This window comes from Pseudomonas sp. KH_021 (assembly GCF_057838865.1).
In genome coordinates this window covers 169,536-189,289 of sequence record NZ_JBYQOU010000002.1, presented here as the reverse complement: position 1 = coordinate 189,289, position 19,754 = coordinate 169,536, and the positions used below count along the sequence as shown (strand labels likewise).

The following is a 19,754-nucleotide window of genomic DNA, read 5'->3' as shown; positions in this document are numbered from 1 at the left end:
CGAGTGTCTGTCGGGCAGACCGTCAGGCGTTAGCAGCCTTCACAATGAGGCAGCGATGTTCCTATGCGTCCTTTCGTGGTGGCAAACCCAGATTTGAGCGATGCAGATCGGTATCGAATGTCTGATGGCTGTCCGGTTGTGACACGCTTCGATTCCCAACAGATGCCCAGACCAGGCCTAGCGATTTGTGTTGCCGCAGCCAGTAAGTTATTCGCCCGCTTCCAGATGGAGTATTCACCGGCGTGGCATGCACGTCGGTGAAGGTGTCGCCTTCGCGAGCAATATGCTGGCCTTTGTATGGGCCGTCGATTACCGGCAGGCGCTCTGTAACGTCCCGTTCGAACTTGGGCATGACTTCTCCTTGAGTTTTTCAGCGCACGGTTTGACTGTCGATCGCTAACGGGAGCTTACCCGGTCAGATGAACAGCGCAAACAAAGAACGTTCCGTTCAGACGAAGCCCCCGGCCTTGCATATTGGTGGTGCAGTGAGACCGTAAGTGCTCTCCTACCAAACAAGCAAACGAGGTGTCGTGATGGTGACAGCGGAGCTTCTCCGATCGGCGATTGATCAACTAGAGAAGTGGTCGCCTCGCGTTGTGTCGACTCTCACCTGGGTCAACTGGCGCCGTGGGTATCAGGTCAAAATGTCCTGGCATGGGAACGCGACATTTGCGTGCTACCTGGATTTCGGCAAGAACTGTCAAGCGCGTGATGCCGTCCTTAAGTGCGCATTTGAAGCGTTCGCAGTTGCCGGGGATAAGCCGAGAGTCATTGATGGGCATGGCTGGAAGGCAATGGACTACAGTCTGCAATGTATTACCTTCATCAGCTCGAATGACGTGGCCGCCATGGCAAAAGAAATGGGATTGGAGTGCTCCATTCTGTACGTTCAGGAGTGCGTTGCTTCCAGGCCGATTTTCATAACCTTGGGAATTCCGCTGGTACCAGGCGAGATGGGGAAGGAGTGGGTTAACGGTGAGTTTGTGCCGTATGCGCGCCCCATTGGACAAAACCTGTGACGCCTCAGTCTGGATGCAGAAGATTGTCGTCAATCTGAGAGGTGCGAGATTAGTCATAATCCAGCTCTCGTGTGGTGTCCTAGGCGTTAAAGGAAATATTTCTTTCTCTAATGCCCATTTTTGCCAATCAAAGTAAACATTTCTTTATCTTGTTGGCTAATTTTACGAGGGGTAGACTAGCTTCAGGCAAGGTAAAGTTATTTTTACCTTAGAGCCAAATAAACGAGGTTACGTAAAGAAAGGTTTCCTCTATGAACATTCATGGCATGACAGACGACGCGATTGCCGTTGAGCTAGGGGCCCGAATCCAGCGCCAACGCTTAAACCGGAACAAGACGCAGGACCAGATTGCGGAGGAGGTGGGTGTGAGCAAGCCAACCATCGTCCAGCTGGAGCGGGGTCAAGCAAAGCTAACGACACTCATCGCGGTAATGAGGGCACTTGGAATGCTTGATCAAGTGAATCAGATCGTTCCTGAGGTCCCTGCTTCTCCCATCCAAGTCCTCAAAATGAAAGGCGCTGTGCGCGTTCGCGCTACAGCTAGTTCGGGACGGCAATCAACTGGGAAGCTCACAGCAAGGGAGGTCAAAAGCAATCCTCCGGTCACTCACAGCAAGCGAGTCAGTAAGGACAGTAGCGAATGGTAGCCAGCACAGCACGAGTTAGCCTTTGGGGTCAGCCAGTTGGGGCATTGGTTTGGGATGAAGAAAAGCGGCTTGGCAGCTTTGAATACTTCCCGGAATTTATCAGCACAGGGCTTGAAATCGCACCGCTGACGATGCCGTTGAGCGCGGGCACCATCTACTCATTTCCCGGCCTCAACCCTGAGGTCTTCAAAGGGCTTCCTGCGTGCTTATCTGACTCCTTGCCAGATGACTTCGGTAATGCCTTGATCGACGCATGGCTGGCGCGTGAGGGGCGGGACAAAGCCTCCTTCAGCCCTGTCGAACGCCTGCTCTACACGGGCCATCGAGCAATGGGCGCACTTGAGTATGATCCGGTAATCAACGGTGGTTTGGGAGCCAGCGTCCCAGTTGAGCTTGAGTCCCTGGTTGCGCTCGCCGGTGATGTTCTATCCGATCGTGAGAGCTTCACTGCGAAGTTCGCCAACCACGAGACGACGACGGCGGAAGACGATGCGATGCACCGACTGTTTCAGATTGGTACGAGTGCTGGCGGTGCCAGGCCAAAAGCAGTCATCGCTATGAATGAGAAGGGTGAGATCCGATCTGGTCAGGTCCCAGCGCCAAAGGGCTTCACACACTGGCTGTTGAAATTCGATGTGGAGAAAGGCGCTAGCAGCCTGGGGGATCCTCTTGGATTCGGTCGGATCGAATATGCCTATTCTCGGCTAGCGAAAGCGGCCGGCATCGACATGACCGAATGCCGCTTGATTGAGGAAAATGGCCGGGGTCACTTTTGTACGCGCCGATTCGACAGAACCGATGACGGTGAGAAATTCCATGTCCAAACTCTATGCGCGTTGGCACATGCTGATTTCACCAAGCCGGGAGCGTTCAGTTATGAGGAGGCGTTCCAGGTGCTACGCCGTATGAAGCTCTCCCGTGACGATGCGATTGAGCTATACCGTCGGATGGTTTTCAACGTCGTGGGTTGCAATAACGATGACCACACGAAGAACTTTTCGGCTTCGATGGACCAGACCGGCGAATGGGTACTCTCACCGGCCTACGATTTGGCCTGGTCCTACCGCGCGGACTCGTATTGGGTATCGAGTCATCAGATGAGCATCAACGGAAAACGTGAAGGCTTCACCCTCGAGGATTTACGCAGCGCTGCCAAGCAGATCGGTCGATTCAACCCAGAGTCAGTCATCGAACAAGTCTGTGAGGGGATTAAGCTGTGGCCAGAGTACGCGGCGGAGGCCGGGGTTCGCGAAGAAATGATCACCGGAATTACGAAGACACAGCTTCTGGACATTAAGTCTAGGTAGCTACCACGCGCTGCTTGTTCTGCACTGATCGAGCACTGAAAAGCACAAGGTAAATCGGCCCTATCTCGCCAACCACGACCGGTGGGCCCGGCACAGGGAATTAATAAACAACTCAAGCCCGGCATTGCGGGGCCGAAGCAGTGGAAGGGCGCGACTGTTCGCGTCCGTGAATATCAGTAAGCCGAAGGAACGATTCATGAAGAAAATTTTTGCAGTGGCCTTGATGTTGACTGCCGGTTTCGCTCAGGCAGGTATCCCACCTGGAATGCCAGCAACTGCGTCTGCGATGACCTCGCGTGACGATTGCTTCCAGCGTCTGCGTGGCCATGTCGACTCGTCCGCGCAAGAGCGTGGCCTTCAGGTAACGGAGATGACTGAAGGGTACGGCGCCGAAATCAAGAATGGCGATTTCGAGTGCAGGGCGAAATTTGAGTTGAAGGCAGCAGACGGCGTTTGCAAGAGTTCGTCATGGCTTGCATACGTGGTTTTCGCGAACGGCCGGCCGGCTGAAAGCAAGTCATCGGCGGATGAACTGAGTGAAGCATTGAAAGGGCTGTGAAGTCAGAAACCAGCACCACCAACTGCCGCGCAGGTTGCGGGGCCTTGGTGGCGCCAGGGTGGTATGCGCCTTTGAGCACCAGGCTGCCACCGGTTCCAGTGTAACGAGAAAATCCATCGCTACCGCCCGCCAGTGCGGGCAACGTCAGAATTGGGCGTTCATGAAGAGCATTGAAAAGGAGTCAAACCATGTCATGGAAGCTATCCAACAGGTCACTTGAGCAGCAGCTAGAAAAGCTCTTCCAGAAGGATGGAATTGATATCGGGAAGCCCGGGTTTTACGACGAACCTAATTTTCTGAAAAATGAGCAGCGAGATCCGCGATATCTAGAGAATTATGCACGCTATGTCGAAGCTCGCTCATACGATGCTGACTATCTGACAGTAGCCAAGCGAAAAATCGAATTCGCCGTCCAGGTATTATATGCAGCGGTAAAAAAGGATGGGCGCCTAGGTGCCTGTGTTGATGTGTCAGGCATGCTTGGCCGAATGCTTGATCGGCTCGGTATCTGGAACTATGTTGCGACGACATCGTTGACCATCGATTTCCCTGCCAGCGCCCGCCGCCCCCCACAACATTTCTGGACTTTTGATGTGGGCTCTTTCACAGCAGCTCATGCGATTGTCGTTGCTCCACCGTTTTGCGTGGTGGATGTCACTGCTGGGCTTCAGGCGTACGAGCGACCGGCTCTCAGTCACCTTCCAGACTATGTCGTTTCCGAAACTTTTACGTCGGCCAGTTGGAAACCTGAAGATCTCATGAATCATCAGATGTTACTTTCTATACCGTTACAGTATGGGAGCTTCGGTACCTTTCTCAAACGAACCAACCCTCAGATGTTGTCCGTGATGGAGGCCCTCCCGGCAAGGCAGACTTCCCACGGTGAGACAACGCTCAAATACATCATTGTCGCTGTAGGCGGAACCATCGAACCTCTGGAGGGAGTCGTGGGCTACAAACCATGTGGACGAACAGCCCTCAGCATTTTCGAGGAGGACATATTGCCTTTCGTTGACTAACCCTGTTTTTTACGATTAGCGATTTGCCTGAAAATTAAGCCACGCCCTTCACTGTCCCTAAGGTTTGAATCGCCACTGACTTCGTAGGCAGGCTTGACGGCCTCAGTGCTTGGCTGACGCAACCTCCATCCGGAGGGTCACCCGCTGACAAACATCAACTGCTCACAGTGGGTCAGCGCGAATGCAAATGAGTGGTCAAGTCGGATGCAAACTACTGGTCAAGTGACATGCAATTGCGCAGTCCCCAACACCAGGCGGAAATGTCAGTGGAAAAGGAAACCCATGCACACACGTTGGCTTCTGTTCCTCGCGCTCGTGGTAGGGCACTTAACTATGGTGTCAGCCCCGCCTGAGATACTGGCTCCCCCTATTGCAGGCTCAGTGTATTTGCCACTCATGCTCTTCAGCTCGATGGGGTTACCCGTGTTTGCCATCGCAGATGGAGGTGGTTGGCAGGCCCCATCAATGCTTGGTTGGGCCGTTGTCGCTCTCGTCTGGCTTGTCATCTGGTGGGGGACCGCTTCACTCCTCTCTCTCTGTTGGACGAGAGCAAAGGCTAGAGCCAATCAAAAGTGAGGAATGCCGTCATGTGCATCGAGCCGGCTCAGGTGTCGGACTAGCGTTCCGGCTGCTGAAGAGATGCCTCGTGTTCCACGGCATCTTTGACATTATCTACTGCGACCGCTAGGTCCTCACTGATACCCTCGACATAGTCAGGCCATGGCGTGAAGGGCTGCTGAGTCTCCTGATTGAAGAGGAGGGTAGTGGGGCAGCGGTAAGCGAGGGGGCCAGTGTCTCTGAACTGCACCAGGGCAACCCCGCTCGTGCATGCTTTCATGTCATCCAGCTCGGCGAACTCGCGCAATAGCTTGACGTTGGCAACGCCGTCATTATCAGTGCTGAAGAACGTCAGGTGTTTATAGGCCGAGAGCACTCCGACCATGCCGGCAAGGAGAAGAATCACTAGCTGTAACGGCTCGCGTTTGAAATCGGCCGCGCTCGCAATCAATGCGATTCCCGGCTCAGATTAACTGCAACTGACGGAGCAGCCGGGCTCACATTACCCGCAGCACCCACAACGTTCCTTGCGGTTCGCCTGCCGTGTCCGGCGGCACTACGGGCTTACCCTGTTCCGTCTGAATTTCTGAGCGGGGCGGACCCCTCCTGTTCGCCGGCGGCCTAGTGTCCATGATGCCCCAGGAATAAAGGGGTCATACCTGGCCGCGTACCGTTTTGGTTCAAGCCTGTCAGCACATTTGGCTTGTTGAGCATGACGACGTTTAACAGAGGTTCACATGTGTTGGTCGTAGCCGCTCGTTCCTAGCCCCTCACCACCTTTGTGCTGGTAGATTCCGCTTCCCCTCACGGGTAGGCGTACCGAATAATCGGCGGGTACATTGTCCCCAGAGCTTCACACCGGGCTGTTACCGGCCCCGCATGTCCAGGTAGGAAACGGTTGATGGAACAACCGGTTTCATCAAGAGAAAACTCTCCAGTAAAACAGAATTTCAGACGACCTCAGGTCGCACTGTTCCGTTGCTCCCCAAACCCCATAACGAAGGAAAGGGCATGTCTGCACTGTTGCTTGAGAACGAGCCGCTTATCTGCAGTCGCACAGTCGCATCTCCCACCTTCGGCTCCTTACGGGTATCGGCGGCGCCATTCGGGTGGGCATCAACCGTGGCCAACTCGATCAACGCCTTCGTTTGATGGCCCCCACTCTAAACACGAGCCAGAGGCATCACTAGGGTGGCGCTATGAAGAAGGGAGCGCTGCAAGGTGCTCCCTCTTTCATAGCCGCGGTTGTTACTTCGGTTGCGCCACGGTGCGCAGATAGGGCTTCAACGTCTTGAAGCCCTGCGGGTATTTCTTCCTGGCCTCCTCGTCGGACACCGAAGTGGGAATGATGACGTCCTCGCCCGGACGCCAGTTCACTGGGGTGGCGACTGCGTGTTTAGCGTTCAATTGCAGCGAATCGAGCAGACGCAACACTTCGTCGAAGTTGCGCCCGGCACTCATCGGGTAGATCAGCATTGCCTTGACCTTCTTGTCCGGGCCGACGATGAACACCGAGCGCACCGTAGCGTTGTCCACCGCAGTGCGTGGGCCGCCACCGGCATTCGGGTGAATCATGTCGTAGAGCTTCGCCACCACCAGATTCTCGTCGCCGATCATCGGATAGTTGACCGCATGGCCCTGGGTCTCCTTGATGTCGCCGATCCAGGCCCGGTGGTCACTGACCGGGTCGACGCTGAGCCCGACTATCCTGGTGTTGCGTTTGTCGAACTCCGGCTTGAGCCCGGCCATATAACCGAGTTCGGTGGTACAGACAGGGGTGAAGTCCTTCGGATGCGAAAACAGGATGGCCCATTTGTCGCCGATCCACTCGTGGAAGTGGAGGGTTCCTTCGGTGCTTTCGGCGGTGAAATCCGGTGCTTCGTCGCCAATACGGATTGCCATGTTCGATCTCCTTACAGTGACTGGAAGGGACGCTGTCAGAACCCTGACTGCTGTTCCGACGGCGTTCGAGTGTCTGCGTTGAACCTGTCGGCGCGAATCAGTATAGGAGACACACCAAGACAAGGCGGAAACCAGGCTGTTCACTCTGTAAGTCCTTGAATTAGCGAATCTTGCGGCGTCATCAGCATTGAGCTGGTGACTCAGTCGACAGACCCGCCTCAATCCTCTTTTCGCGGACTCGTCCAGCAATCGCGTTGCTGCTTGACATTGCCGCAATGGCAAGGTCCAACCTTACGACAGAGAGATACTTCCGGAGGTCGGTGATGACCAACGCGCTCCCCGAAACCACCCCTGCCGTGCCCGCCGGTTCAGTCCAGCAATGGACGCTCGGCGTAGATGGCATGACCTGCGCATCCTGCGTGGCACGTGTCGAGAAGGCATTGACCCGAGTGCCCGGTGTTGCTGCCGCCAGCGTCAACTTGATCAGCGAAGCGGCCACGATTGAAGTGGATGCCGACGTCGCGCTGACGCCTCTGCTCCAGGCGATAGTGGGCGCGGGCTATCGCGTGAAGGAAGACGAACTGGACTTGGCCATCGGCGGCATGACCTGCGCCTCATGCGTCGGGCGCGTCGAAAAGGCCCTGCTGAAGGTGCCGGGTGTGCTGGCGACCACGGTGAATCTGGCCAGCGAGGCGGCCCGGGTCCGGGTGGTGTCCGGCGTGGTATCGCTGGCGGCGCTGATCCAGGCGGTAGCGGCCGCCGGCTACGAGGCTAGCGTCCCGGCTGCGAAAGTGGCTGTCTCCGCGCCGCCTCACCGCGACTGGTGGCCGGTGGCTGTGGCCGCCGCGCTGTCCTTGCCGCTGGTGGTGCAGATGCTCGCCGTGTTGTTGGGGGCGCGGTGGAGCCTGCCGGGCTGGGTGCAGCTGCTACTGGCCACGCCGGTGCAGTTCTGGCTGGGCGCGCGTTTCTATCGGGCCGGTTGGAGGGCCTTGCGCGTCGGCAGCGGCAATATGGACCTCCTGGTGGCGCTCGGCACCAGTGCGGGCTACGGGCTGTCGGTCTACCTGCTGGCGACCCATGCCGGTCCCGGTGTCCCGGATCTCTATTTCGAGGCGTCCGCGATAGTGATCACCCTGATCCTGCTCGGCAAGTGGCTGGAAGCACGCGCCAAGCGCCACACGGGAGACGCCATTCGCGCGCTGCAGGCGCTTCGGCCGGACACCGCCCGCGTGCGCCGCGATGGGGTGGAGTATGAGGTGCCGGCAAGTACGTTGATCGTCGGCGACCTGGCAGTGGTGCGGCCGGGCGAGCGGGTACCGGCGGACGGCGTGGTGCACGAAGGGCGCAGCCATCTCGACGAGTCGCTGTTGACCGGCGAGAGCCTGCCGGTGGCGAAAGGTGAAGGCGACCCGGTGACCGGCGGCGCGATCAACGGTGAAGGGCTGCTGCTGATCGTGACCACGGCGGTCGGCGCGGAAAGCACCCTGGCGCGGATCATCCGTCTGGTCGAAAACGCCCAGGCGACCAAGGCGCCGATCCAGCGCTTGGTGGATCGGGTCAGCGCCGTCTTCGTACCGGTGGTGCTGGTGATCGCGGCCATGGCCCTGTTGATCGGCTGGTGGGTGACCGGCGAGGTGGCCGGCCCGCTGATCAACGCGGTAGCGGTGCTGGTGATCGCCTGCCCCTGCGCGCTGGGCCTCGCCACGCCGACCGTGATCATGGCCGGTACCGGGGTTGGCGCGCGCCACGGCATCCTGATCAAGGATGCGGAAGCGTTGGAGATCGCACGCCGGGTGAGCGTGGTGGCCTTTGACAAGACCGGCACGCTGACACTGGGCAAACCCCAGGTGACGGCACTAGAGGCGGCGGATGGCAATCCCGTGCGCTTGCTGCAACTCGCCGCATCGGCGCAGGTCGGCAGCGAGCACCCTCTGGCGCATGCGCTACTGGACAGAGCCCAGCAAGAGGGCGCGGACTTATTACCGGCATCCAGGGTCACGGCGTTGCCGGGGCGCGGTCTGGCGGCCACGGTCGCAGGCTGCGAGTTGCGCCTGGGCAGCACGCGGTTGATGCAGGAACTCGGCGTGGACCTGTCGCCGCTTGCGGCTTGCGCGGCGACGTTGGCCCAGGCCGGCAATAGCGTGTCCTGGCTTGCCGACCTGTCCGAGCAGCCACTATTGGTAGGCCTGATCGCCTTCGGCGATGCGCTGAAGCCCTCCGCACGGCAGGCGGTGGCGCGGTTGCGCGAACTGGGTATCCGCACCGTGATGATCACCGGCGACAACCGTGGCGCGGCCACCAGCGTGGCCGCGCAGCTTGGCCTCGACGAAGTGCGCGCCGAGGTGCTGCCCGGCGACAAGGCGGCGGTGGTGCAGGCGCTGAAGGCCGATGGCGCAGTGGTGGCGATGGTCGGTGACGGCATCAACGATGCGCCGGCGCTGGCGGCAGCCGACGTCGGCATCGCCATGTCGACCGGCACCGATGTGGCCATGCACACTGCCGGCATCACCCTGATGCGCGGCGACCCGGCGCTGGTGGCGGATGCGTTGATGCTGTCCCGTCGCACCTACGGGCGGATTCTGAAGAGCCTGTCCTGGGCCTCCGTTTACAACCTGGTCGGCATTCCACTGGCCGCATTCGGTCTATTGAATCCGGTGGTGGCCGGCGCGGCGATGGCGTTGTCTAGCGTGTCGGTGGTCACTTACGCCCTGCTGCTGAAGCGTTGGCGGCCGGCACTGGGAGAGCTGGACTGACTCGGTGGCTTACCGAGGAGGAGGAATCGATGAGCATTGGCGAAGCGGCAAGTGAAAGCGGTTTGTCCGCCAAGATGATCCGTTACTACGAACGCATTGACCTGATCCCGTCCTCACAACGCACGCAGGCCGGCTATCGCGTCTACCGCGAGAACGACATACAGATTTTGCGTTTCATTCACCATGCGCGAGATCTGGGCTTCTCGGTCGAGCAGGTGCGTAGCGTGTTGGCATTATGGCGGTACCGTACGCGTCCAGACGTTGAGGTTGAGGCCGTCGCCCGAAGTTACCTCGATGCGTTGAATACGCGTATTGCTACGCTGCAGGTCATGCGCGAGGCCCTGTCTTACCTGGCCGAGCATTGCGACGACTCTGAGCGACCACCTGGGCCGATTCTGGATGATCCGGCCCCCCAATACCTATCTGAAAGGAGAACATCATGACTTGCAATAAATCCAACATGACTCGGCTGGGCATCGGTGCTGCCATTCTTCTGGTGGCTGCCTATGTCTTGTTCCCGGCTTTTCAAACCTGGATCGTGGCGAACGGGCTGATCTTGCTGTTGCTGCTTTGTCCGCTGTCGATGCTGTTCATGGGCGGCATGCACAAGGATGCGCCCGCTGCCGACGACACCCAGAAGGCCAAGCGGACTGAGCGCAACTCCAACGATGAGCCGTGATCTGTAACTGCTTTACATGGCCCACAAGCTGACTGAGGGCAGAGGTGCACTTCTATGCCTGTCTGCATTTGCTTGCGGCGAGGACGCGATCTCTTGGCCAGCGAACACATCCATACGGGCCATCTGGGCCCGGTCGCCACGCTGTTGGAGCGCGACGACCACTTCTCTCCGCTGGCCGAGCTGCTCGTTGAGCTGGACAAGGCCCGCACCCTCGGTGCCGCGGCCCTCAAGGCGGAGGCCATATGCGCCTGAGTGACTGGCTGCTTGAGCTCGAGGCCTTCCTGCTCGGCGATCAGCCTTTGCCTGCCGCGGCGCTGCGCGACAGCCTGCTCGGCAGCCCAGTCCTGAGCGTCGAGGAAGGCTTGGCGATCTACCACAACGCGTACCGTGCACGTCTGCTGGAAACCCTTCGCGAGGACTACCCCTCGCTGTGTCACTGGCTCGGCGACGACAAATTCGAGCGTCTGGCGAGTGCCTACCTGCGCGTCCACCCCTCGCAGCACTACAGCCTGCGCTGGCTTGGAGCGCGACTGCCAGCCTTCATCGAAGGCTATCTGGTGGCCGAGCAGAGCGCACCCCTCGCCGAGTTGGCGCGCCTGGAATGGGCCTTCACCCTGGCCTTCGACGCGCCTGAGGGCGTGCCCCTGACCCTGGAAATCATGGCCAGCCTGCCGCCCGCCGAATGGCCCAGCCTGCAGGTACGCCTGGTTCCCAGCGTGCAGTGGCAGGTCTGCCGCTACAACAGCCTAGCGCTCTGGCGCGCGGGCAAGGCCGAAGCCGAGGCGCAAGACTTTCCAGCCAGCCTGGCGTTAGACCAGGAGGCGGTCTGCTTGATCTGGCGCCAGGGTCTAGTCAGCCGCTACCGCAGCCTGGGCGCGGCGGAGGCCAAGGCGCTGCACAGTATGGCCGTCGACGGCTGGAACTTCGGCGAGTTGTGTGTCGAATTGACCGCCTATAGCGATGCCGCGCCGCTACAGGCCGCCACTTGGCTTAAGCAGTGGATCAGCGAGGGTACGCTTGAACGTCCAGGCTCGTCTCTCTAGTTCCCACTCCTCCGGTTATGTGCCGCCTAATGAGCATGCAGGCTTTCAGACGCAGAGGCCGCGCGGGGCCTCACAGAAACGGGCGCATCCTTATGCATGAGGAGCATCTCCGCCTGCATTCAATCGTGACACGGGCGGCCCGCTTGACTGACAAATACGCCTTAACGAGCGGTGCTTCATCATGACTGTCCTGCATGCAAGCTTCACATAACAGTAGTTGTGTGGCCCGCGACCAGCGGCTAGACTCCCCCACATGAAACGCTACCTGCGGTGCTGCCTCATTTTTCTGATTAGCCTGGTGCTTCCCCTCAGCGGGATGGCGGGCGTCCAGGCACCGACAGAACCTTGCCCGATGGAAACCATGGGCATGGCGATGATGGGGGATATGGCCCAGGACTGTTGCCACGACATGAAAAGCCCCTCCGATCACGGCAAACCCTGCAAGCCTGGCCAGGAATGCAAGACTGGTGGCATGCTGCAAGTCTCGATCATCAAGCCTCCTGTCACCTTGTCCAGCCCCGTAGTGCTTTCCTTCTCCAGCGACTTCCTGCCTGCCCAGAGCCCTTCCGGGGTGTGGCGACCGCCTCGCGCTTGATTCCTGTACCACACTGAGTCTCATCCTGCCTTGGCGGGATGGCATTTCTGCGTGCATGCCTAAGAGGCGCGCAGTTATTCATCACAGGAATCGTGAGCATGAACTCCAAGTGCTATTGCACAGGCTGGCCCGTTGTGGCTGCCTTGGCGGCAAGCGTGCTGGCATTGCCGAGCGTCGCCGCCCCGCTGACACTCGATGAAGCCTTGCGGCTGGCCGAAAACAACGCCCCATCACTGACGGCCCAAGCGGCCAAACTGCAAGCCGCCAGTAGTGCTGCCATTCCAGCCGGCGAATTACCCGATCCGAAATTACTGCTGGGCGTGCAGAATTACCCCATTGGCGGTCCCGATCGCTGGCGCATAGACCAGGACTTCATGACCATGCAAATGGTCGGGGTCATGCAGGAAGTGCCCAACCGCGACAAACGCAAAGCACGTGTTGAGGTCGCCGAGGCGGCCGTCGATCGAGCTGCGGCTGAAGGCCGTGTGGAGCGCCTGAATGTCCGCCAGGCCACTGCATTGGCCTGGATCAGCAGTTACTCCGTCGAGCGTAAAGAGGCGCTGTTTCAGGATTTTTACCGGGAGAACCGTCTGTTGGCCGATACCGTCCGGGCACAGATCGCCGGCGGTCGTGCTCAACCTGCCGATGCAGTCACGCCAAAACAGGAGGCGGCCCGGTTGGCTGAGCAACAGGACGAACTGATCCGCTTGCGTGCGCAAGCCCGTGCCGCGCTCAAGCGCTGGATTGGTCCGGCCGCCAATGACCAACCTGTAGGCAATCTGCCGGAGTGGCCCATCGATACTTCGGGTTATACCCATAAGCTGCAACATCATCCTGCGCTGACGGCCTTCGCCCCGATGACCCGTGAAGCGCAGGCTAAGGTGCGTGAGGCGCAAGCGGAAAAACAGTCCGACTGGAGCTGGGAACTTGATTACCAGCGCCGCGGGCGGGAATTTGGCGACATGGTCAGCGTGCAATTCACCTTCGACCTGCCACTGTTCCCCGGCTCCCGACAGAACCCGAAGATCGCCGCCAAACACGCCGAACTGAATCAATTGGAGGCCGAGCGCGAAGCCCAGACACGCGAGCATACCGAGCAACTGGAGGCGGATCTGGCCGAATACGAACGCCTGAACCGCGCCGTACGCCGCAGCCACGACAGCCTGTTGCCCCTGACCAAGGAAAAGGTCGGGCTGAGCATGGCCAGCTACCGCGCCGGTAAAGGTGAGCTGGCACCGGTCATCGCTGCCCGGCGTGAACTCATCGAGGCCCGCCTCAAACAGATTGACTTCGAAGAACAGCGAGCACTGACCAGTGCGCGCCTGTATTTCACTTACGGGGAAACCAGCCAATGAGCACTCGAATCTGGAAAGGGGCTTTGCTCGCAGGCCTCTCGGTAGCCGTAGGCCTTGGCGGCGGTTACTGGTTCGCTCAGCAGCGCATGAACGCAATGCCTGATGCGGCCGCCGAGCAGAGTCCCAAGACGCAAGACGAACGCAAGGTGCTGTATTGGTACGATCCGATGGTCCCGCAGCAGAAGTTCGATAAACCGGGCAAATCGCCCTTCATGGACATGGAGTTGGTGCCCCGATACGCTGATGCAGCGGCGGACAGCGCGGCCATCAGCATCGACCCCAGCCTGACCCAGAATCTCGGCCTGCGCCTGGCCACCGTCACCCGCAGCGCCCTTGCCTCCAGCCTGGACGTAACCGGCGTGCTGGCGTTCAACGAGCGGGATGTCGCCGTGATCCAGGCGCGTACCGCAGGTTTTGTGGAGCGGGTCTATGCCCATGCTCCAGGCGATGTGCTCAAAGCCAATGCGCCATTGGCGGATATCCTGGTACCGGAATGGGCTGCTGCTCAGGAAGAATTCCTCGCACTGAAGCGGAATGGCGATGCCGACTTGTTGGCGGCGGCACGCCAACGGCTACGCCTGACGGGGATGCCAACGGCTCTGATTACTCAGGTAGAGCGCAGCGGCAAGGTCCAGCCGAACCTGACCCTCACCAGCCCCATTAGCGGTGTGCTGCAAGAGTTGGATGTACGTACGGGTATGACCGTGGCGGCCGGCGAGACTCTGGCCCGCGTCAATGGCTTGAGTAGCGTCTGGCTGGCCGTGGCCGTTCCAGAGTCGCAGACGGGATCGATCGTCGTCGGTCAAACGGTCGAAGCACGCCTGCCAGCCTTCCCTGGGACTGTGCTCAACGGCACGGTCAGCGCGATTCTTCCGGAAACCAATCCGGACAGTCGCACCCTTCGCGTACGCGTCGAACTACCCAACCCTGACGGGCGCCTCAGACCCGGATTGACGGCGCAGGTGCGCCTGAATCGTTCGACTGAGCAAAGCGTGTTGTGGGTACCGAGCGAGGCACTCATTCGCACCGGCCGACGCGTCCTGGTGATGCTCGCCGAAGACACTGGTCGCTACCGGCCGGTAGAGGTACAACCTGGGCAGGAAAACGAAGGCAAAACGGTGGTATTGAAGGGTCTGGAAGAAGGGCAGCAAGTGGTCAGCTCTGGACAGTTCCTGCTCGACTCCGAGGCCAGCCTCAAGGGCATCGTCGCAAGAACGCTGGAAATGCCACCACCACCTGCCGCAGCCGCAGCCTTGCATGAGGCAGATGGGGAGGTTGTCGAGATCAATAGTAAAGACGTGACCCTCGCCCACGGCCCCTTCAAGACATTGGGTATGCCAGGCATGACCATGACCTTTCCGTTAGCCGACCCTACGCTCATGCAAGGGCTCAAGTCAGGCGACAAGGTTCGTGTATCAGCCAGTCAAACCGATGATGGTTTGCGCATTGAGCGCCTGGAAAAACTAGGGGGCCAGCCATGATCGCGGCCCTTATCCGCTGGTCAGTGGCCAACCGCTTCCTGGTGCTGCTGGCGACGCTCTTTGTCACAGCCTGGGGCATTTGGTCGGTTCAGAGCACTCCGATCGATGCATTGCCAGACCTTTCCGATGTTCAGGTGATCATCCGCACCCCTTATCCGGGACAAGCGCCGCAGATCGTTGAGAACCAGGTGACCTATCCGTTAGCCACCACCATGCTTTCGGTACCCGGGGCCAAGACCGTGCGCGGCTATTCCTTTTTCGGCGACAGCTTCGTTTACGTGCTGTTCGAAGACGGTACCGATATGTATTGGGCGCGTTCACGGGTCCTGGAGTACCTGAGCCAGATACAAAGCCGCTTGCCGGCCAGCGCCAAACCGGCTTTGGGGCCAGACGCCACGGGAGTGGGCTGGATCTATCAGTACGCCCTGGTGGATCGCAGTGGCGGACACGACCTGGCGCAACTGCGCGCCTTGCAGGACTGGTTCCTCAAGTTCGAACTCAAGACCCTGCCGAACGTTGCCGAAGTGGCCACCGTCGGCGGCATGGTCAAGCAGTACCAGGTGCAGCTTGATCCGCTCAAACTGGCCAGCCTGGGTATCACTCAGGCTGAGGTGACCGAGGCTATCGGCAAGGCCAATCAGGAAACCGGTGGCGCCGTGCTGGAGCTGGCGGAGACTGAATTCATGGTGCGTGCCTCCGGCTATTTGAAGACACTGAACGACTTCCGTGCGATCCCGCTCAAGCTCGGTGCGGGTGGCGTACCGGTGACACTTGGCGATGTAGCCACGATCCAGCTGGGACCGGAAATGCGTCGCGGCATCACCGAACTAGACGGTGAAGGTGAGACCGTCGGCGGTGTGGTGATTCTGCGCAGCGGCAAGAACGCTCGCGAGACCATCGCTGCGGTCAAGGCCAAACTCGACGACTTGAAAAGCAGTCTGCCGGCCGGGGTGGAAATCGTCACCACCTATGACCGCAGCAAGCTGATCGACCGCGCCGTGGAAAACCTCAGCCACAAGCTGTTCGAGGAGTTCATCGTCGTCGCGCTGGTCTGCGCGATCTTCCTTTGGCATCTGCGCTCATCTCTGGTGGCCATTATCTCGCTACCGGTGGGGATACTGATTGCTTTCATCGTCATGCGTTACCAAGGGATCAACGCCAACATCATGTCCCTGGGCGGGATCGCTATCGCCATCGGCGCCATGGTCGATGCCGCCGTGGTGATGATCGAAAACGCCCACAAGAAGGTCGAGGCCTGGCACGCGGCCCACCCGGGGGAGGAGCTGAAGGGCGAACATCACTGGCATGTGATGACCGAAGCGGCGACCGAGGTGGGGCCGGCGCTGTTCTTCTGCCTGCTGATCATCACCCTGTCGTTCATTCCGGTGTTCACCCTGGAGGCCCAGGAGGGCCGTCTGTTCGGCCCGCTGGCCTTCACCAAAACCTACGCCATGGCCGCTGCGGCCGGACTGTCGGTGACCCTGGTGCCGGTGCTAATGGGCTACTGGATTCGCGGACGGATTCCCAATGAGGAACAGAACCCGCTGAACCGTTGGTTGATCAGGATCTATCAACCGGCGCTGGACGCGGTGCTGCGCCGGCCCAAAATCACTATGCTGGTCGCGTTTCTGGTCTTTCTCAGCGCGTTATGGCCGATGTCTCGCTTGGGTGGCGAGTTCCTCCCTGCGCTGGACGAGGGCGATCTGCTCTATATGCCTTCGGCCCTGCCGGGGTTGTCGGCGCAGAAAGCGGCGCAGCTGTTGCAACAGACTGACCGTCTGATCAAGACCGTCCCCGAGGTCGAACACGTTTTCGGCAAGGCTGGCCGCGCCGAAACCGCCACCGATCCGGCACCGCTGGAGATGTTCGAGACCACCATCCAGTTCAAACCACGCGAGCAGTGGCGCTCAGGGATGACCCAGGAAAAGCTGGTGGAAGAACTGGATCGAGTGGTACGAGTCCCGGGGCTGACCAATATCTGGATACCACCCATCCGCAACCGCATCGACATGCTCGCCACCGGGATCAAGAGTCCAATCGGGGTGAAAGTTGCCGGCACCAACCTGACCCAGATCGATGCGGTTACTCAGGCGGTCGAGCGCGTGGCCAAGGACGTGCCCGGGGTCAGTTCGGCTCTGGCCGAGCGACTGACTGGTGGCCGTTACATTGATGTGGATATCGACCGCAAGGCGGCTGCCCGCTATGGGCTGAACATCGCCGATGTGCAGTCGATCGTGGCCGGCGCTATCGGCGGTGAAAACGTCGGGGAGACGATTGAAGGGCTCGCGCGCTTCCCGATCAACGTGCGTTATCCCCGAGAGTGGCGTGATTCGCTCGGTGCCCTGGAGCAGCTGCCGATCTACACCCCTTTGGGGAGCCAGATCACCCTTGGCACGGTGGCGAAGGTCAAGGTCAGTGAAGGCCCGCCCATGCTCAAGAGCGAGAACGCCCGGCCTTCCGGCTGGGTGTACATCGACGTGCGTGGCCGGGATATTGCCTCAGTGGTCGCCGACCTGCGTCGGGTTGTCAGTGAGCAGGTCAAACTGCAACCTGGAATGAGCCTGAGCTACTCAGGGCAGTTCGAGTTTCTTGAACGGGCCAACGCGCGGCTCAAGCTGGTGGTGCCGGCCACGCTGCTGATCATTTTCGTCCTGCTGTACCTGACGTTCGCCCGCTTCGACGAGGCTTTGCTGATCATGGCTACCCTGCCGTTCGCCCTGACTGGCGGGGCGTGGTTCCTGTATCTGTTGGGATTCAACCTGTCGGTGGCCACCGGAGTCGGCTTTATCGCATTGGCCGGCGTGTCTGCCGAATTTGGCGTGATCATGCTGCTCTACCTGAAGAACGCCTGGACCGAACGAGAAGACGTCGGTGACAACACCGAGCGTGGGTTGATCGCCGCGATTCGTGAAGGTGCGGTGCAGCGGGTTCGACCCAAGGCCATGACCGTTGCAGTCATCATCGCCGGCCTGTTACCCATCCTTTGGGGCAGCGGTACCGGTAGCGAAGTGATGAGTCGCATCGCCGCGCCCATGGTCGGCGGCATGATCACCGCACCCTTGCTGTCCCTGTTCGTCATTCCGGCGGCCTACCGCTTGATGCGTCGCCGACACCTCCCAGCTGTACCCGCCAACCCTCAAGGAAAAGTAGTATGAAACTGACCCTGATCGCCGTTGCAAGCACCGTTGTAGCACTGTCCCTTTCTGCTCAGGCAGAGGACATGCCGGGTATGAAAATGGACGCTATGCCCATGCAAGGCATGCAGATGAAGCAGGAAACGAAGCCGGCTCCAGTGGCCAAAGCCGAGGGTACGATCAAGGCGGTCGACACCACGAAACATACGGTGACTATCGCCCATGGCGCTGTGCCGGCCGTGCAGTGGCCTGCCATGACCATGGCATTCAACGCCACCACCAAACAACTGGCAGGCCTGAAGGCTGGGGATCAAGTAGCGTTTGAGTTTCGTGGCGAGGGAATGGGGGCCACCATCGTGTCGATCAAGCCCCTGAAGTAACAATGGTATGGCTGGCTGGTTCGACCTTCACAAGCTGATACCGGACCAGCTATCCACCATTCATCGGCGCATTGGCTCGCGAAAGTCTTGCAGCCAAGCTGTGTAATGAAGAGTTGATTGCTCCACCATCCTCCTGTTTGGCTCCTTTGGTTTGGAGGATGGTTTTAGGCGCCTGAGTTAGGCGCCTTTTTTTTTTTTGGTGCGCCAGACATGGCGCGTTGCGCGTAAGCGCAACCAGCTTGGCTGTGGTGGCCACGCTGGTGACTTGGAGGTGAACGTCCTCTACACACCCGGCGAGGGGAAGTGTTAGCCGAAGGCAAGGGTATCGCGGGCGACTGCGAATCTGAAAGAAGCCCAGGTGTACGGCTCGCGTTTGAAAACAGCCGCTTCACTGCGAGCGAGCTTGTATTCAGCGGCATCGCCCAAAGGGTTTGGCGAACTGTCCAAGGTAGTCTTTTGGATAGTCTTTTTCATGCAATCCGACCTCGGCATCACCCAGCTTCCCCGCACCGTCGTAGAACGTGCCAAACAGTCGATCCCACACCATCATAAATTCACCAAAATTGACCTGGGCATCTTCAAAATCGCGCTTGTGATGCCAACGATGAATTTCAGCAACCCCGATGATGTGACGCAGCCACCCCAGCCGGTAGTCCAGGTTCGAGTGTTGGAAGGCCAAGTGCACGGTCAGAATGCCAAACCAGGTGGCGACCACTGCTGACGGCGCGCCAGATGCAACCAGTACCACCAGCCCGGGACCGGCCATGAGCGCGGCGTGCAGGGGATGTCGGCGCTCCCCGTTGATCCAGTACAGCCGCTCGGCGCTGTGATGAATCATGTGGAAACGCCACAGCCAGCGCACTCGGTGACTAATTCGATGCATGGAATACAGGCCCAGATCGAGCACGGCGGCAACCAGGAACAACTGCAGCCACAGTGGACTCTCGATCGGAAAGAGTCGAACCGAGGCCGGCACCGCGTCGCCAAGCCTGGCCAGAATTTCAGCGGTGAGTTGAATGGCAGAAAGGTTCACCAGCAGGTGCAGCAGGTCGGTCGCGGTGTCTTGATGATCCTCAAGCCAGGCTTTGCGAAAAGGCTGGATGCGCTCCAAGCCAGCAATGAGTAGCAGCCCCGCCGCAGCGACTATGGGTGTGGTGGGCCAATACGGCACTCCCGCATACAGCGCCCAGATCATGAAGGCGGCACAGCAGCCAAACACAAGTGGATAGCTCAGCCACCGTATGGCGAATCGCAGGGAAATAGGCATCGCTCAGCTCCTGAATAGGGAGCCATGACTGTATGTGGGGAGGCCCGTTTTCGACT

19 protein-coding genes are annotated in these 19,754 nt (G+C 59.5%); 15 read left to right on the top strand and 4 right to left on the bottom strand.

Going from position 1 to position 19,754, the window contains the following annotated elements; translation table 11 throughout:
• Positions 1–61: 61 nt before the first annotated feature.
• The gene (locus AC3IX4_RS29675; protein ID WP_489261405.1) at positions 62–352 is read right to left on the bottom strand and encodes a hypothetical protein; all 291 of its coding nucleotides are present in this window, start codon (positions 350–352) and stop codon (positions 62–64) included.
• A 145-nt stretch (positions 353–497) separates the two neighbouring features.
• Between AC3IX4_RS29675 and AC3IX4_RS29670 the strand changes: the two genes are divergently transcribed.
• From AC3IX4_RS29670 to AC3IX4_RS29650, 5 genes are all read left to right on the top strand, one after another.
• Positions 498–1,019 carry a hypothetical protein gene (locus tag AC3IX4_RS29670; RefSeq protein WP_489261404.1) on the top strand — a complete coding sequence of 174 codons (522 nt, stop codon included), beginning with the start codon at positions 498–500 and terminating at the stop codon, positions 1,017–1,019.
• 251 nt (positions 1,020–1,270) lie between these two features.
• On the top strand, positions 1,271–1,666 hold the full coding sequence (locus AC3IX4_RS29665; RefSeq protein ID WP_489261403.1) for a helix-turn-helix domain-containing protein: 396 nt from the start codon (positions 1,271–1,273) through the stop codon (positions 1,664–1,666).
• Positions 1,660–2,973, top strand: coding sequence for a type II toxin-antitoxin system HipA family toxin (locus AC3IX4_RS29660; RefSeq protein WP_489261402.1), 1,314 nt, complete (start codon positions 1,660–1,662; stop codon positions 2,971–2,973). Before AC3IX4_RS29665 ends, AC3IX4_RS29660 begins: the two co-directional genes overlap by 7 nt.
• 196 nt (positions 2,974–3,169) lie before the next feature.
• Positions 3,170–3,532, top strand: a complete 363-nt coding sequence (locus AC3IX4_RS29655; RefSeq protein WP_489261401.1) for a hypothetical protein — start codon at positions 3,170–3,172, stop codon at positions 3,530–3,532.
• A 188-nt stretch (positions 3,533–3,720) separates the two neighbouring features.
• On the top strand, positions 3,721–4,551 hold the full coding sequence (locus tag AC3IX4_RS29650; protein WP_489261400.1) for a hypothetical protein: 831 nt from the start codon (positions 3,721–3,723) through the stop codon (positions 4,549–4,551).
• Positions 4,552–5,167: 616 nt separating this feature from the next.
• Here AC3IX4_RS29650 and AC3IX4_RS29645 read toward each other — a convergent pair.
• Together AC3IX4_RS29645 and AC3IX4_RS29640 are read right to left on the bottom strand one after the other, a co-directional pair.
• Positions 5,168–5,560: a hypothetical protein gene (locus AC3IX4_RS29645; RefSeq protein ID WP_489261399.1), complete on the bottom strand. Its 393-nt coding sequence runs from the start codon at positions 5,558–5,560 to the stop codon at positions 5,168–5,170.
• Positions 5,561–6,357: 797 nt separating this feature from the next.
• Positions 6,358–7,011 (bottom strand): peroxiredoxin, encoded by a 654-nt coding sequence (locus AC3IX4_RS29640; protein ID WP_489261398.1) that lies wholly within the window; start codon positions 7,009–7,011, stop codon positions 6,358–6,360.
• A 323-nt stretch (positions 7,012–7,334) separates the two neighbouring features.
• Here AC3IX4_RS29640 and AC3IX4_RS29635 point away from each other — a divergent pair, with 323 nt between their 5' ends.
• The 10 genes from AC3IX4_RS29635 to AC3IX4_RS29590 all read left to right on the top strand — a co-directional run bounded on the left by AC3IX4_RS29635 (position 7,335) and on the right by AC3IX4_RS29590 (position 18,431).
• Positions 7,335–9,764, top strand: coding sequence for a heavy metal translocating P-type ATPase (locus tag AC3IX4_RS29635; protein WP_489261651.1), 2,430 nt, complete (start codon positions 7,335–7,337; stop codon positions 9,762–9,764).
• Positions 9,765–9,793: 29 nt separating this feature from the next.
• Entirely contained in the window at positions 9,794–10,207 is a 414-nt protein-coding gene (locus tag AC3IX4_RS29630) for a MerR family transcriptional regulator (protein WP_489261650.1), read from the top strand.
• Complete coding sequence (locus AC3IX4_RS29625) at positions 10,204–10,443, top strand: DUF2933 domain-containing protein (RefSeq protein WP_489261649.1); 240 nt, start codon at positions 10,204–10,206, stop codon at positions 10,441–10,443. The genes AC3IX4_RS29630 and AC3IX4_RS29625 overlap by 4 nt, the downstream gene beginning before the upstream one ends.
• 54 nt (positions 10,444–10,497) lie before the next feature.
• The gene (locus AC3IX4_RS29620; protein WP_489261664.1) at positions 10,498–10,695 is read left to right on the top strand and encodes a hypothetical protein; all 198 of its coding nucleotides are present in this window, start codon (positions 10,498–10,500) and stop codon (positions 10,693–10,695) included.
• Entirely contained in the window at positions 10,686–11,486 is an 801-nt protein-coding gene (locus AC3IX4_RS29615; RefSeq protein WP_489261648.1) for an HvfC/BufC family peptide modification chaperone, read from the top strand. The genes AC3IX4_RS29620 and AC3IX4_RS29615 overlap by 10 nt, the downstream gene beginning before the upstream one ends.
• A gap of 253 nt (positions 11,487–11,739) precedes the next feature.
• Positions 11,740–12,081, top strand: a complete 342-nt coding sequence (locus AC3IX4_RS29610) for a hypothetical protein (RefSeq protein WP_411961205.1) — start codon at positions 11,740–11,742, stop codon at positions 12,079–12,081.
• A 98-nt stretch (positions 12,082–12,179) separates the two neighbouring features.
• Positions 12,180–13,436, top strand: coding sequence for a TolC family protein (locus tag AC3IX4_RS29605; RefSeq protein WP_489261647.1), 1,257 nt, complete (start codon positions 12,180–12,182; stop codon positions 13,434–13,436).
• On the top strand, positions 13,433–14,917 hold the full coding sequence (locus AC3IX4_RS29600) for an efflux RND transporter periplasmic adaptor subunit (protein ID WP_489261646.1): 1,485 nt from the start codon (positions 13,433–13,435) through the stop codon (positions 14,915–14,917). Before AC3IX4_RS29605 ends, AC3IX4_RS29600 begins: the two co-directional genes overlap by 4 nt.
• A complete protein-coding gene (locus tag AC3IX4_RS29595; RefSeq protein ID WP_489261645.1) occupies positions 14,914–18,072 on the top strand; it encodes an efflux RND transporter permease subunit in 3,159 nt (1,052 codons plus the stop codon). Before AC3IX4_RS29600 ends, AC3IX4_RS29595 begins: the two co-directional genes overlap by 4 nt.
• The gene (locus AC3IX4_RS29590) at positions 18,069–18,431 is read left to right on the top strand and encodes a copper-binding protein (protein WP_489261644.1); all 363 of its coding nucleotides are present in this window, start codon (positions 18,069–18,071) and stop codon (positions 18,429–18,431) included. The genes AC3IX4_RS29595 and AC3IX4_RS29590 overlap by 4 nt, the downstream gene beginning before the upstream one ends.
• Before the next feature lie 409 nt (positions 18,432–18,840).
• On the opposite strand, the gene AC3IX4_RS29585 is transcribed toward AC3IX4_RS29590, so the two are convergent.
• Positions 18,841–19,698 (bottom strand): sterol desaturase family protein, encoded by an 858-nt coding sequence (locus AC3IX4_RS29585; RefSeq protein WP_489261643.1) that lies wholly within the window; start codon positions 19,696–19,698, stop codon positions 18,841–18,843.
• Between the last annotated feature and the right edge of the window lie 56 nt (positions 19,699–19,754).